This is a genomic window from Campylobacter showae (assembly GCF_900573985.1).
In the GTDB taxonomy this organism is placed as follows: domain Bacteria; phylum Campylobacterota; class Campylobacteria; order Campylobacterales; family Campylobacteraceae; genus Campylobacter_A; species Campylobacter_A showae_E.
This window is the reverse complement of record NZ_UWOK01000001.1, coordinates 287,382-301,162: the sequence shown is the minus strand read 5'-3', so window position 1 is coordinate 301,162 and position 13,781 is coordinate 287,382. Positions and strand designations below refer to the sequence as shown.

Sequence of the window (13,781 nt, the reverse complement as noted above, 5' to 3'; positions counted from 1 at the left end):
CTAAATTTGACGCCCTAAATCGCTCGCCAAAAAGATGATCGCAACTTATAAATTTGAGCTTAAATTTAGCCCTTAAATCACGGCTCAAATTTGCGATTTAAATTTTGCAAATTTAATCCTCCGCGCCGTAAAAATGCGGGTAAATTCGCTCTAAAAAGGACAAAATTTACCCGTTTAAAAGCCGAGTTTTAATATCATAACCGCCGAATTTTACTTTAAGGAAAAATCGATGAAGAAAAGTTTGATCTTATGCGCGGTTTTACTCGCCGCTTCGGCGCAGGCGGCAGGCTGGCAAGAGACTCTAAATCAAGGCGCGCAGGTACTGGGCGCGGCAAACTCGGGCGACTACAAAAGCGCGGTTAGTTCGGCTCTAAACGCGGCCGTTAAGGAGCTGTCAAACGGGGGATTTCTAAAAAACGCCGCGGCTAAAATCCCGCTGCCAAAGAGCCTGGAAACGGCTGCAAATTTGGCTAAAAAAGTAGGCGGCGAAAAGTGGGCGAACGAGCTCGTAACCTCGATAAATAACGCCGCGAGCGCAGCCGTGCCGGGAGCTGCGGACGTATTTTCGGGCGTGATAAAAAACATGAGCGACGCGGATGTGAAAAAGGTGCTAGAAGGCGGCAAGGATAGCTTTACAAAGTTTTTGCAACAAAACTCGAGCCAGAAGCTGCAAGCCGTATTTAAACCGATCATCACCAAAATGATGAGTGACAATACCTTTGCCACCGCATATAACGGGCTAAATTCGCTCGTCGCGGGTAGCGCGCTGGCAAAATCAGACGCCGCAAAGCAGCTAAAAGGCATCGCAACTAGCATGGGCGCTGGCGAATACATCCCGCAAGAGGACGAGGATCTAAACGACTACATCACGCGCAAGACGCTAGATGGGCTCTTTAACGTGATGAGCGAAAAGGAAAGCTCGCTACGAGGCGGTGCGGTCGAGCAGGGCACGAAGATCCTGCAGGGCATTTTTAAGTAAAAATAAGGGAGAATAGTGAAAAATAGTTTGGAATTTCGCGCCGACGTAGGCATGATATTTGTTGCGATAGTCTTTGGTCTAGGCTATCTGCCTACCTCGCTCGCGCTTGCGACTAACGGAGTTTTCGGCGTTTTGTTTTGGAGATTTTTGCTAGCGGCGATCATAGCCGGGGCGATTTTTTACAAAAAGCTAAAAAACGTAAGCGCGTCTGATATAAAACCCGGCGTGATTTTGGGTCTGTTTTTGTTCGCGGGATTTGTGAGTCAGACTTTCGCGTTTAAGTACGCCGACACCTCGTCCGTGGCCTTTATCATCGGGCTAAACGTGGCTTTGGTGCCTTTTATTGCGGCGGGGCTTTTTAGGCATAAAATTTACTCTTACGCATATGTGGGCGTGGCATTTGCGGTGGCGGGACTTTATATGATAGGCGATACGAAGGTGGGCTTTGGTCTAGGCGAAATTTTGGCTCTAGTTTGTGCCTGCGCATACTCCTTTCACATCGTGCTAACGAACCGCCTAGTGCAAAAATGCGACCTCGTAAATATGGTCTATTTTGAAATTTTAACCCTAGTCGCGCTTTGTTTTGTAGCTATTTTGGTTTTTGAGGACGCTAAAATCGCGCCGGTCGTGGACAAGGCATTTATCATAGCGATGCTGGTCGTGGGCGTGCTGGGCACGGCGTTTGCGTTTTTCGCGCAGGCGCTTATGCAAAAATTTACCACGCCGGTTAAAACGGCGATATTTTTCACCCTAGAGCCCGTAACCGCAGGAGCGATGGGGTATTTCATCGGCGCGGAGGACATCAGCGCGTACAGGCTTTGCGGCGCGGCGCTCATCTTGGTCGGAGTTTTGATCAGCGAGATAGGCAGCTACCTGCGCGCTAAAAAGGAAAATTTAGCCTAAATTCGGGCGAGTTTTGCTTGGCGTTTTGCTCAAAGCGCCGACCCGCTGTAAAATCAAATTTATAAAATCGCCTCTAATTTTACTCTCGCGGCGATTTTGACGCAAATCTTTTAAAATCGCCTCTTAAATTTAGCTTTAAATTTATCGCCGTTTCGCTCGCTAGCAAGACGGCGACGACTTTTAAATTTGACGCAATAAAGCCCGAATTTAGTCAAATTGCGTTAAATTTGCCCCTTAAATTTAGCTAAAGAAATCAGATGAAAAAATCAACCGAATTTAAGGCCGACTTTGCGCTATTTGTGATCGCGGTGGTCTGGGGCGTGACGTTTTTGCCGATGGCGCAGACGCTAAAGACCAACGGCGTTTTTACGCTTTTGTTTTGGCGGTTTTTGATCTCGGCCGTCTTGATGGCGCTCATAAGCCTCAAATTTACGCGCAAGATCGATCCTAATTCGCTAAGATTCGGCGCGTTTTTAGGCGCGCTTTTGTTCGTGGCCTTTACGCTTCAGACCTTTGCCCTAAAATACGCCCCAAGCTCTACCGTCGCCTTTATCACGGGACTAAACGCGGTTTTTACGCCGTTTATCGCGCTCGCGTTTTTCGGGCAAAAGGCCGCCAGTTACGCCTTTATCGGCGCGTTTTTGTCGGCGGCGGGGCTTTATTTGCTAACGGGCAGCGAGCTGGGTTTTGGTATCGGCGAGGGGCTTAGTGTCGTTTGCGCGCTAGGCTTTGCGCTGCATATCATTTTCACGGGTGTTTTGGTGCGCAGGTGCGAGCTGTACTGGATGGTGAGTGCGCAGTTTGCGGTCGTGGCGGCGCTTTGTCTCGTCGCGGCGCAGATTTTCGAGCCTCGCGGCGTCGTACCCGTTTTGGACGAGGCATTTTTCGTCGCGGTTGCGGTGACGTCAGTCTTTGCGACGGTTTTAGCGTTTTTCGTGCAGACGGCGGCGCAGCGCTACACGACGCCCGTTAAAACTTCGCTCATCTTTACCTTTGAGCCCGTGAGCGCCGGGATCGTGGGGTATTTTTTTGGCGGCGAGATACTAAGCGGCGTGCAGATAGCAGGAGCTGGACTCATACTCTTTGGCATCGTTGTTAGCGAGGTGGGCAGCTACTATAAAAATAAAAGATCTCGGGAAAATTTGAGCTAGCGGTTTTTGCATGCTTAAATTTGGGGCGGCCGAATTTTACGGTTAAATTTAAGGTTTTAACGGCGAGTTTGAGTGCTAAATTTTGCTCAAATTTGTGCGCATCGAAAGCAAAGTTTGACGTGCGCGGCCCAAGCTTGCGTTTAAATTTATTTCGGCGTAAATTTGACCGCAAAAAGGAAGGGGAAAATGAACGAGGATGAAAATTTAGCGGCGCCAAAGTGGATGGAGCTTGACGCCGACGAGAAAATTTTGTGCAAATTTGAGCTCGCGCACACCATCCACAAAGAGGTTAGGATGGCGCTTTGTCTTTTGATACTGCTTTTATACGCGGACGACAAGGACTTTGACGTAGGCGTCTTTTGGGTCGCCATGACGGCGGGCTGCGTGTTTTTCTTTTTTATTTTCGCACGGCAAAGCGTAAAGACTGCCAAAGTAAAAAAATTATACGTCACAAACAAGCGTTTTATAACTGAATGCGGCGATACGGTGGGTATCGGCGACGTGTATTTTAGGTATCTAGAGACTAGCGGCGGCGATATCATAGCCTTTAAAACCCAGATTTATTTTTATGAAAATAAAAGATTTTTATTTTATTGCGTTGTGGACAAGGAAAGCGACGAATATAAAAATTTGATAAAAACGATATACGATATTTCAAAAAACGAGCATATTTTAGGGGAAAGACTGCCTTATTTTGTAAAGCGAAAGCTAGTTAATCCCTAAATTTAGCCAAATTTGGGAGGCCGCGCAGTCTGTCGCCTGCGGGGTCACAAGCCAAATTTGATCAAATTTAACCCAAAAACGCCGAATCTACCGCCTTTTTATCGCCGTAAATATAAAAAAGCAAATCGAAGCGATGAGAATGATACTTGCGCCGCTGGTTAAATTTGCCTCAAAGCTCAGCCACAACCCGCTCACGCAAAACGCGGCCGAGATGAGCGCCGCGTTTAGCATCATCGTGCCTAGGCGGCTCGAGACCGCGCCCGCGATATATGGCGGGATCGTGAGTAGCGCGATAACCAGGATGAGCCCGACCGCGCGTATCGTCATCACGACGCTTAGCGCCATCATGCACGTTAGCGCGTAGTAGAGCAGCGTCGTGCGCACGCCGCGCAGCCTGGCAAACTCCGCGTCAAAGCTAAGCGCCTCAAACTGCCTGTAAAATAGCGCGACGGACGCGAGTATGACGCAGTTTGCGATCGCCATGAAAACAAGATCGCCCTGCGGCACGGCCAAAATCGAGCCGAAAAGATAGCTCATTAAATCGACGTTGTAGCCAGGCGCTAGGTCGGTGAGGATGATGCCAAACGCCATGCCAAACGCCCATAGCGCGCCGATAACGGAGTCCATCTTGCTTTTGTCTTTGAGCGTTATCGTAGCGATGAGTAGCGCCAAAAACAGCGAAAACAGACTCGCGCCCAGCAGCGGTTCGAGCGAAAAATAAAACGCGATGCCAAGCCCGCCGTATGCGCCGTGAGCGATGCCGCCTGCGATAAAAACCATGCGGTTTATGACCGTGAGCGTGCCGATCACGCCGCAAGCGATGCTAACGAGGATGCCCGCCAGCAGGGCGTTTTGCATGAAATTTAAGCTAAGAGCTTCTAGCATTTGTTTCCTTTTTTTACTTTTTTCGGCGTTTTTGGTGTTACTATGCGAAACCCGCACCTTTAAGGTGTTAAATTTGGTTTGGTTAAATTTAGCGTTGCGCACTAAATTTAATCTTTCTTGTTAAGGGGGAAGGGGCTTGAATTACGAGGTCGCTCCCTTCCCCCTTAACAATCCCCCATCCTCTACGACGTGAGAGGTTGCTGCACTGCGTGCAGGTTTATTTGGCGCTGTCGCGCCGCAAATTTAGATTTACATTTTTGCGGTGCGGGTCTCGGCGACTCAAATTTAAAAATTTGACTTCAAATTTGAACGCAACAATGATAAGGCGCAGTTTTTTTGAGATGATTTTTGGGGTTGCACAGGTAAAATTTAGCGTAGGCTAGACATATAGTCTGCCGAGCTAAATTTTAGCCAGCTCCGCAAAAAGCGCTCAAAAGACAAGCCGCCGCCAAATTTAGTGACGTCCGCAGCCGCACTCTTTCAACGCCACCTCCACATCGCAAAAATGCCTATGATCTCTCGCCAAATGCTCGATAAAATCCTGCTTTGAGCCGTGCGAGATCTCGTGCATAAAAAGATCGTGATTGACGTAGGCGACTTTGGTGGCGAAATTTAGCGTCAAATTTACGTCGTGGCTGATGAGCACGACGCCCGTGCCCTCGGCGTTGATCTGTTTTAGCAGCTTATAGACGTCCGCTTGGCCTTTCGTATCGATACTGGCGGTTGGTTCGTCTAGCATCAAAATTTTAGCCTTCGCGCAAAGCGCGCGCGCGATATAGACGCGTTGGCGCTGTCCTCCGCTTAGCTCGCCGATCTTTCGCCTCGTAAATTCGCCCATCCCGACGCGCTCGAGCGCCGCCTCGGCCTCTATCTTGTCGTCCTTGCCGTAAAATCCAAACAGCTTTTTATCTATCCGCCCCATCAAAACGACCTCGAGTACGCGCATCGGGAAGCTTTGATTTATTGGGATATTTTGCGGGACGTAGCCCACGGCCTTGCTCACGCTAGCGGGCTCCTGCCCAAACACTTCGATCGTCCCGCCGCTTGGCTTGTTTAGCCCTAGCAACAGCTTTAAAAGCGTACTTTTGCCGCCGCCGTTTGGGCCGATGATAGCTAGAAAATCTTTGCAATCGTATTCTAAATTTATACCCTCAAACACGAGGTTTTCATCGTAACCAAAGCTCAAATTTCGCACCGAAACGTCGCTCATAAAACGCTCACCTTACCCGAAATATAAAACATAAAAACGCCAAGCCCGAGCATAACCAAAAGCGCGGCAAACTCGCAGAAAGTCCGCAGCGCGCGAAATCTCATCGCGCCCTTTAGCTTAAAGCCGCAAACGGCCGCCAGAAATATCACCGCGCCCATGCCAAGCCCCATAAATACGCCGCTAGCAAGCCCCGCCGCGTAGCTGTTTAGGCTAAATGCTAGCACGAAAACTAGCAGCGTACCTGGACACGGCACTAGCGATCCGGCTAGCACCACGAGCCACTCGCTAGCAGTTTTTGGCATCTCGGTAGAAGCCCTACAGGCTGCGCAGCCGCACTCGCTCTCGTGAACGGTAGGGCTAAATTTGACCGATTTTGCGCTCAAATTTGACGCGGAGGCTAAATTTGAGCCAAAAACTTTACTCGCTCCATTTGCGCCTTTTTCGCCAGAAACGGACGCGCTAGCAAAGCTAAATTTAGGCTTTAGCGCCGTTTTTTTAAGCTTAGCGTAGATCATATAAAGGCTCACGCAAACGATCGCTACGGCCGAGATTTTCGTCATCGCGCCCGCTATGTCGCTGACCTTGTCCGTCAAAAACGCGTTTAAAAAAACGTAGCTAAAAAGTACGAGCAAAAACGCCCCCGCCACGTGCGCGAACCCGACCTTCATCGCAAAAACTAGAGCGCGCGAGTAGCTGCCGCCGTTTGCGACGAAGTAGCTGGCCGTCAGCATCTTAGCGTGACCCGGACCCGCGGCATGCAAAAAGCCGTAAAAGAAGCTAACCGCGGCTAGCAGGGCGAAATTTAGCGCGTTTAGCTCGGCGCTATTTATCTTGATGAGCTCTTTTAGACGCTCTAAAAACTGAAGGCTCATGCCCGAAACCGAGTCAAATTTAGCCTTATCCGCCGCGTCGATTTGCTCTAAATTTTGCTTATTTTGCGCCTTAACTAGCGAGCTTAGCTCGGGTTTTGCGGGTTCTATTTTAGGCGCTTTTGATGTCATTTCAAAAAATGCCGCGCTCAAATTTACGTTTGGCACGAGATAAATTTTATCGGTGAGCGCGTAGGGCTCGGGCGAGCTTATTTTAAAGTTAAAAAATCCCTCGTGGTCAAAAACCTCGACCGTGACGACGCGGCCGTCCTTGACCGCCAAATTTAGCTCTAAAATATACTCGAAATTTAGCCTGCCCTCATCCAGATAAACCCGCTGCGAGAGCGTTTTGGCGTGCAAATTTACGGTCTCGCCCGCGCCATCGTAGTAGCCCACGCTAGTTAGGTAGCCGCGCGGCACGATGTAGTCGAGTAGGGATTTTTGCACCTTCCACGCTTCGTTTTTACTAAGCGCTTTGTCGGCGTTTTCGTCGTAGCTTTGTAGCGTGAGTTCGGTGAAATTTTCAGAAAATGTCCAGGTTACGGCGACCGTTTTGATCGTCTCGCCTTGCAGGTTAAATTTAATGTCGGCATGCGCGGTCGGAGTGTAAAGCGCGCAGAGCGCACAGGCATGCGCAAAGCTAAAAAAGGACGCAAGAAGCGCTAAAACGGCGAGTATGCGTCCAAATTTCATTTATAGGCTCTTTGCGAAAATTTGCGCCGTTTTGCGTAGCTCGGCGTCCCAATCAAGCGGCAGTTGATCGATCTCTACGACGCTAGCGCCGCTTTCTTTGGCGACGGTTTGCGCGGCTTTTTTAGAAAACTGCGGAGCGACGAAAATCACCTTCACGCCGTGCTCTTTAGCCTCCTCGATGAGTTCTTTTAGCTCGGCCGGTTTTGGTTCTTTGCCATCCACTTCGATCGCGATTTGCTCTAGATCGTAGCGTTTAGCAAAGTAGCCCCAAGACGGGTGATATACGATAAATTCGCGGTTTTTGACGTTTGCTAGAGTGCTTTTGATAAAGCCGTCAAGCTCGTCGAGCTTAGCTTCAAATTTAGCCAAATTCGCCTCGAAAAGCGCCTTGTTCTCAGGATATTTTTCGCTTAGTGCGGCGGCGATATTTTTAGCTTGGATTTTTACGGAAACGGGATCTAGCCAGATGTGCGGGTCAAATTCGCCGTGGTGATGCTCGTGATCGTGGTGATCGTGACCTGCGTGCTCGTGTTTATGATCGTGGTGAGCGTGTTCGTGCTTAGCGTCATGGTGATGATCGTGGTCCGCGTGCTCGTGGTGACCTTCAAATTTGATCTTTTCCACGCCCTCATCGGTTTTTACGATTTTGAGATTTGGATAAGATTTTTGAAATTTCGGCAGCCAAGCATCTTCAAATTCGATCCCGATAGCAAAATAAAGGTCGCTTTTTTCAAGCGCGGTCATTTGTTTCGGTTTTGGTTCGTACGTGTGCGGATCGGCTCCCTTGCCCACCATTACGTTTACCTCGACCGCGTCGCCCGCGATTTGCTTGACGAAATACTCCTGCGGCAAAATACTGACGCTAACTTGTCCTTTGGCGTATAGCGCGACTAAGCCCAAACATAAAAACGCGAAAATTTTTCTCATTTTTATCCTTTCCGTGTTAAAATTTGGGCGAAATTATATCAAAAGCAACTTAGTTGCAAATTAATTTTTCTCAGGGTATAATACCCTAAAATTCTTAATGCGGAGGAAAAATATGAGCGAAAATTTGGAAGAAAAAGCCGGTTTTGAGGAGCTTTTAACGAAAAATGATATCAAAATCACTCCGCTTAGACTTGAGATTTTACACATTTTACACGCCGCCGCCGCACCGCTTAGCTATGATGAAATTTTAGCCCAAATAGGCGCAAACAAAACCACGTTTTACCGCTGTATGGACCTTTTTGAAGCTAAGGGTATCGTGCTAAAAAGCGAAAATAATCGCAAGAATTTCTACGAGCTTGAAAGCGGAGCAAAGGCGTATTTCGTCTGCGACGTCTGCCACAAGATGACAAATATCGACATGCCGCGCCTAAAACAAAATCACGTAAAAAGCGTCGTGGTTAAGGGCGTTTGCGATGACTGTTTTTAAAATTTACGCTCAAATTTGATGGTAAATTTGCAGCTTAAATCCGCTTGCCGAGCAAATTTTATAAAAATACGATCTACTAAATTTAAAGCGACCGCTGCGTCAAATTTAAAAACTCAAATTTGACGCGGGCGCTATAAAACTAATCCTCGTAAAGCTTTGCGATCTCCGGCGGTATCGCGATCGGACGACCGCGCGCGAGATTATAAAATACGTAAGTCGTCACTGCGCTAGCAACTGGCGCTCCATCTTTACTAAACTCGTAAAAACGCTTCGAGCAGCTTCTTTTTTCGGGCTGCGTCCAGGTTTTCACGCGCACCTTATCGCCCAAAAATAGCTGCCCCAGATAGTCTATCTCGTGTCTGCGCACCATCCACGTGCGGTTTTGCGCGAGATTTGTCTCGATGAGATCGCCCACGGCGTTTGAGTGCGCGTTTGCCGCTTCTTGCATCCAGATGACGTAGTGAGCGTTATTTGCGTGATGGTTCACGTCGATGGCATCCTCGCCCACGATAAATTCGTAATAAAAAATTTTCATTTTCGCTCCTAAAAACGCTAAAATTGTAGCAAAAATTTAAAGGCAAACAAAATGAAAGAGATGTGGGACAAAAAGGCGTCGAGCTATACGAGATTTACGGGCGAGCCTAGCGTTTTTCAAAGGCAGCTATACGCTAAGATCGAGGAATTTGGCGTCAAATTTGACGGTAAATGCGTTGTAGATATCGGCTGCGGCACGGGCGTGCATACGCTACTTTTAGCGCAAATTTGCCGCGAGATAACCGGCATGGATATCTCGGGCGAAATGCTAAAAGTCATGCTTGAAGACGCGGCGAAATTTAATATTTCAAATTTAACCGCCGTTCAAAGCGATTTTAAAAACTTTAATCCAAACCGCGTTTACGACGTTGCTTTTAGCACGATGAGCCCTGCGATCGCAGACGAGGAGGATTTTAGTAAATTTATAAATTTGGGCGAAAAAAGGGTCTATCTTTGGTGGAACAAACCGCGTTATTCAAGCGTTTTGGAGCTTTTTTACGAAGGCTCGCAGAGAGGGTGCTTTAAAGAAAAGGCTAATTTTTTCGAAGAGTACTTGCGCCGCGAAAATATCATTTTTAACTCCTGCGTGCTCGAGGAGTCTCGCGAACAAAAACGCACGCTTGAGGAGATGACGCAAAACGCGCTTTGGCATTTACAGATAGCAAATTTTGCACACGAGGAAAACACGGTCAGATCGCGGCTAGAGAGTATCGCACAGGACGGCTTCGTGACGGAAAAAATCGTCTCTTCAATGAAGCTTTTAGTTTTTTAAGATATAATCGCGATATTTATTTAAAATTTAAAAAGGATTTTAGTTGCCGCGAGCGTTTTTGCAGATATTTTCGTGCGTTTTATGCTTCTTTTGCGTTCAAGCTTTCGCCGCTTCGCACGTTTTATCTCCGGTCGCTCAGCCGAAATTTGACGAACAAAAAGCCAGACTAGGCAAGGAGCTGTTTTTCGATGCCTCGCTAAGCCCCAGCGGAACGCTATCTTGCGATAAATGCCACAACCTTTACTGGGACTTAAGCGGTACGAGTAAAAAAACGTAAAAATCTCCGCCGACGAGGAGATTAGCCCGCCAACTGCGCTAAATTCGGCGCTAAATTTTATCTTTTTTAAAAACGGCGAAGTTAAGGATATAGCCGAGCAGGTAAAACAGAGCTTGACCGGCAAAAATCAGCTTGCTAGCGAGCCGAAATTTCTAGTCCAAAAGGTAAATCAAAACTCCGTTTATAGGAATAAATTTGAAGAGCTTTATGAGGATGGAGTAAGCTTTGAGGGTATCGTCGATGCGCTGGTAAATTTTGAAAAGGCCCTCGTTACGCCAAATGCCAAATTTGATAAATTTATCAGCGGCGACGAGAGCGTTTTTAACGAAGAGGAAAAGCGTGGATTTGAGTTTTTTAAAACAATCGGTTGCATAAACTGCCACAGCGGCGCAAATATAGGCGCAAATCTCTACTACGAGCTAAAATTTGACGCAGACAGCAACAAAACCGGCCGCTACAAAGTACCCAGCCTGCGAAATATCGAAAAAACTGCGCCGTATCTTTATAGCGGCGAGCTAGCCGATCTAAAAGAGGCGCTAAAAATGATCGCTAAAATGCGCATAAGCTACGATTTAAGCGACGAGCAGACGCACGCGCTTTATAAATTCTTGCTGACTTTAAGCGGCGAAAAACCGGAAATTTTAAAATGAAACACAAGATAATCTTTCATAAAATTTTATTTTTTACTATCGTTTGTATCGTATTTTTTGGAACCGTGATGACCTATAAGGCCACCAAGGACCTAGTAACCGCTTATGAGTGGAAGGGCACGATAGAAAAGGTGATGGACGCTAACGACGAAGCGAATTTCTTGCTCGAAAAAAGCCTTCTAGAGGCCGACTACGACGCGATCATGCGCTATACGGCGGAGTTTCAAAAGGCTCTAAAAAAGCTTGATTCAAGCAATCTAATATCCTTTGAAAAGCTAGCGTTAAACGAAAAAACTTTTAGCGAGCTAGAGGAAGCGGTTGAAAAAAGAGTCGAGCTAACGGATAAATTTAACTCCGTGACGATAATGGCAAAGCTCGTTTATAACGAAATAATCTTAAAATTCGAGGCTTTAGACGGGCTGTATTTTAACGAGCTAATGCCGCAAATTTTGATGTTTAGATACGACTTAAACACTGATCTAGCGGCACCTAAAAAGCTTTTAAACGAGTATTTAAAGAACCCAAAACTAACTAAAAACGACGCAGGATTTTTATCTAGCGCGCAAAAACTGATCGGCTACTACGAGCAGGCGCAAAAGCTTTACCGCGATATAATTTCGCTCGGAATTTACAATAAACTATCCGACCTCAAAGAAAGTAGCGAGCGCTACATACAAAACGTTCTGTCGAATTTACGCGGCACGATGGCCTTAGTTTTCGTATTGTTTGCGCTTGCGTCGGTATTTGTTTATATTTCGTATTCGAGGGCTAGAAACAACATCAGACTACTAAGCCGCTTTGAACAAGCCGTCGATAATAGCTTTAACGCCATAACCTTTACCGACTTGGATAGAAGGGTAAAATACGTAAATAAAATTTTCGAGCAAAATTTCGGATATAAATTTGAGGAGCTAAAAGATCAAAATATAAACATCATCAAGTCGCATCAACACTCAAATGAATTTTATCAAGATATGCTAAAAACGATAGAATCGGATCAAATTTGGCGAGCCGACGAGCTGGTGAGTAAAACAAAAAGCGGCGAACTCATATACGAGCAGGTTATTTTCTCTCCGCTTTTTAACGAAAGCGGCGACAAAGACGGCTATATGTCGATCAAATTTGATAAAACCAAAGAGATCGCGATGACAAAAGAGCTCGAAAACAAAAACAAAGAGCTGCAAAACGAAGCGCTAAAAGACAAGCTAACGGGACTTGGCAGTTATTTTGCTCTGACGCAAAGGATGGAGCAGGGCTCAGGCGGCATGATCATCTATATAAACATCAACAACTTTATGGATTTTCGGTTTTTTTACAAAACAAAGACCGTGGACGCCATCATCGCTTCATTTGCGACGACGCTTCAGCTTTGTATCGACACTTATAAGATTGATGCGAACATTTATAGAGTGCAGTTTGATGAGTTTTGTATCTGGTACGGCGGTGACGATGCAGAGCGGGTCGTACGTAAATTTATTGATTATTTTAAGGCAAATAATCTCTATATCACGGTTGAGGGGGCACGCGAGTTTATCCCTAATATCAAAATAACCATCGGCGTTAGCCTGCCTCAAGACACTCCGCAAACAAACCGCCTAACTCAAGCCATGCTAGCTCACCACGAAGCTAAGCAAAACGGCGAAACGGTGCAGTTTTACACCGAAAACAGCCACATAGAGCAGCAGTATTACCACAACCAAATCATGTCGCGCACCATCGAAAACGCGCTATATAACGATACCGTGATCGTCGAGTGTCAGCCGATCTACGACGTATCTGGCGAAACGGCGCGGGTCAAATACTACGAAGTGCTCGTGCGCCTCATCGACGAAAACGGCAAGATCCGCTATCCGGGCGAGTTTTTGGACATAGCAAAGAAAATTTCGCTTTATAACGAGATAACCAAAAAAGTCGTCGAGCACGTATTTAGGCTCGTCGAGAAGTTTACGAACACGAGCTTTTCGATGAATCTTTCCAGTAGCGACATCACAAACGAGAGCATAAGAGAGCTCATCGAGAAAAAGCTACGCGTCTGCTCAAGGCCCGAGCACGTGTATTTTGAGATATTAGAGAGCGAAGGCGTGGATGATTATAAGATCGTAAATGACTTCATCAACAAGATCCGCGCCTACGACTGCAAAATTTCGATCGATGATTTCGGTAGCGGCTACTCGAACTACTACCGTATATTGGAGCTTGATATCGACACGATCAAGATCGACGGCTCGATCATCAAAAAGCTGCCGTACGACAAAAATGCTAGGTATCTGCTGCAAACTATCATCGACTTTGCCGGAAGACAAGGCTATAACGTCGTAGCTGAGTTTGTGAGCTCAGAAGAGATCCTCGCCGAAATCAAGAAATTCGGCATAAAATACGCGCAGGGATTCTTGCTAGGCAAACCGACCTCGCCGAGCAATATCGAGGAGTAAGCGGACGCGGCTTTGAGCTGCTAAATTTAGCTCGTCTTAGTCAAATTTATCCGCTCAAATTTGACTACTCCTGCATCCAGACCGCCAAAAATCCGAGTAAAACTATAATCAAAAACAAACCCGCCTGAAAATAGAAATTCTTTTTTAAATTTTCGTTTATCAGAGCGCAAAGCTCGGAGATAAAGATGTATAGCTCGCTCACGCATATCCTTTGGCCTCAAATTTTACGTCAAATTTGCTGCTACTGCCTAGTCAAATTTGAGTGAACCGCTAAAAGCAGCTCAAATTT

Annotated in this window: 15 protein-coding genes; 9 read left to right on the top strand and 6 right to left on the bottom strand. The window is 46.7% G+C overall.

The window, feature by feature from the left end:
• Window positions 1-229: 229 nt before the first annotated feature.
• From EE116_RS01545 to EE116_RS01530, 4 genes are all read left to right on the top strand, one after another.
• Window positions 230-979: a DUF4197 domain-containing protein gene (locus EE116_RS01545; protein WP_122872949.1), complete on the top strand. Its 750-nt coding sequence runs from the start codon at window positions 230-232 to the stop codon at window positions 977-979.
• Window positions 980-994: 15 nt separating this feature from the next.
• Entirely contained in the window at window positions 995-1,882 is an 888-nt protein-coding gene (locus tag EE116_RS01540) for a DMT family transporter (RefSeq protein ID WP_122872948.1), read from the top strand.
• A 257-nt stretch (window positions 1,883-2,139) separates the two neighbouring features.
• The gene (locus EE116_RS01535) at window positions 2,140-3,033 is read left to right on the top strand and encodes a DMT family transporter (protein WP_122872947.1); all 894 of its coding nucleotides are present in this window, start codon (window positions 2,140-2,142) and stop codon (window positions 3,031-3,033) included.
• 186 nt (window positions 3,034-3,219) lie between these two features.
• The gene (locus EE116_RS01530) at window positions 3,220-3,756 is read left to right on the top strand and encodes a hypothetical protein (protein ID WP_122872946.1); all 537 of its coding nucleotides are present in this window, start codon (window positions 3,220-3,222) and stop codon (window positions 3,754-3,756) included.
• A gap of 87 nt (window positions 3,757-3,843) precedes the next feature.
• Here the strand turns inward: EE116_RS01530 and EE116_RS01525 are convergent, their stop codons facing one another.
• The 4 genes from EE116_RS01525 to EE116_RS01510 all read right to left on the bottom strand — a co-directional run bounded on the left by EE116_RS01525 (window position 3,844) and on the right by EE116_RS01510 (window position 8,340).
• Window positions 3,844-4,698 carry a metal ABC transporter permease gene (locus EE116_RS01525; RefSeq protein ID WP_338120536.1) on the bottom strand — a complete coding sequence of 285 codons (855 nt, stop codon included), beginning with the start codon at window positions 4,696-4,698 and terminating at the stop codon, window positions 3,844-3,846.
• A gap of 397 nt (window positions 4,699-5,095) precedes the next feature.
• A complete protein-coding gene (locus EE116_RS01520) occupies window positions 5,096-5,851 on the bottom strand; it encodes a metal ABC transporter ATP-binding protein (protein WP_122872945.1) in 756 nt (251 codons plus the stop codon).
• On the bottom strand, window positions 5,848-7,413 hold the full coding sequence (locus tag EE116_RS01515) for a nickel/cobalt transporter (protein WP_122872944.1): 1,566 nt from the start codon (window positions 7,411-7,413) through the stop codon (window positions 5,848-5,850). Before EE116_RS01515 ends, EE116_RS01520 begins: the two co-directional genes overlap by 4 nt.
• Window positions 7,414-8,340 (bottom strand): metal ABC transporter solute-binding protein, Zn/Mn family, encoded by a 927-nt coding sequence (locus EE116_RS01510; RefSeq protein ID WP_122872943.1) that lies wholly within the window; start codon window positions 8,338-8,340, stop codon window positions 7,414-7,416.
• 112 nt (window positions 8,341-8,452) lie between these two features.
• Between EE116_RS01510 and EE116_RS01505 the strand changes: the two genes are divergently transcribed.
• A complete protein-coding gene (locus EE116_RS01505; protein WP_122872942.1) occupies window positions 8,453-8,827 on the top strand; it encodes a Fur family transcriptional regulator in 375 nt (124 codons plus the stop codon).
• 139 nt (window positions 8,828-8,966) lie between these two features.
• On the opposite strand, the gene EE116_RS01500 is transcribed toward EE116_RS01505, so the two are convergent.
• On the bottom strand, window positions 8,967-9,362 hold the full coding sequence (locus tag EE116_RS01500) for an acyl-CoA thioesterase (RefSeq protein WP_122872941.1): 396 nt from the start codon (window positions 9,360-9,362) through the stop codon (window positions 8,967-8,969).
• Window positions 9,363-9,413: 51 nt separating this feature from the next.
• Here EE116_RS01500 and EE116_RS01495 point away from each other — a divergent pair, with 51 nt between their 5' ends.
• The 4 genes from EE116_RS01495 to EE116_RS01485 are packed head-to-tail and all read left to right on the top strand — an operon-like array spanning window position 9,414 to window position 13,492.
• Window positions 9,414-10,133 carry a class I SAM-dependent methyltransferase gene (locus EE116_RS01495; RefSeq protein WP_122872940.1) on the top strand — a complete coding sequence of 240 codons (720 nt, stop codon included), beginning with the start codon at window positions 9,414-9,416 and terminating at the stop codon, window positions 10,131-10,133.
• 43 nt (window positions 10,134-10,176) lie between these two features.
• Window positions 10,177-10,410 (top strand): cytochrome c peroxidase, encoded by a 234-nt coding sequence (locus EE116_RS12975; protein WP_277418937.1) that lies wholly within the window; start codon window positions 10,177-10,179, stop codon window positions 10,408-10,410.
• Window positions 10,411-10,412: 2 nt separating this feature from the next.
• Window positions 10,413-11,060, top strand: coding sequence for a cytochrome-c peroxidase (locus tag EE116_RS12680; RefSeq protein WP_338120535.1), 648 nt, complete (start codon window positions 10,413-10,415; stop codon window positions 11,058-11,060).
• Window positions 11,057-13,492 carry an EAL domain-containing protein gene (locus EE116_RS01485; RefSeq protein ID WP_122872939.1) on the top strand — a complete coding sequence of 812 codons (2,436 nt, stop codon included), beginning with the start codon at window positions 11,057-11,059 and terminating at the stop codon, window positions 13,490-13,492. Before EE116_RS12680 ends, EE116_RS01485 begins: the two co-directional genes overlap by 4 nt.
• 64 nt (window positions 13,493-13,556) lie before the next feature.
• Here the strand turns inward: EE116_RS01485 and EE116_RS12375 are convergent, their stop codons facing one another.
• Complete coding sequence (locus tag EE116_RS12375) at window positions 13,557-13,694, bottom strand: hypothetical protein (protein WP_163028009.1); 138 nt, start codon at window positions 13,692-13,694, stop codon at window positions 13,557-13,559.
• Window positions 13,695-13,781 lie beyond the last annotated feature (87 nt).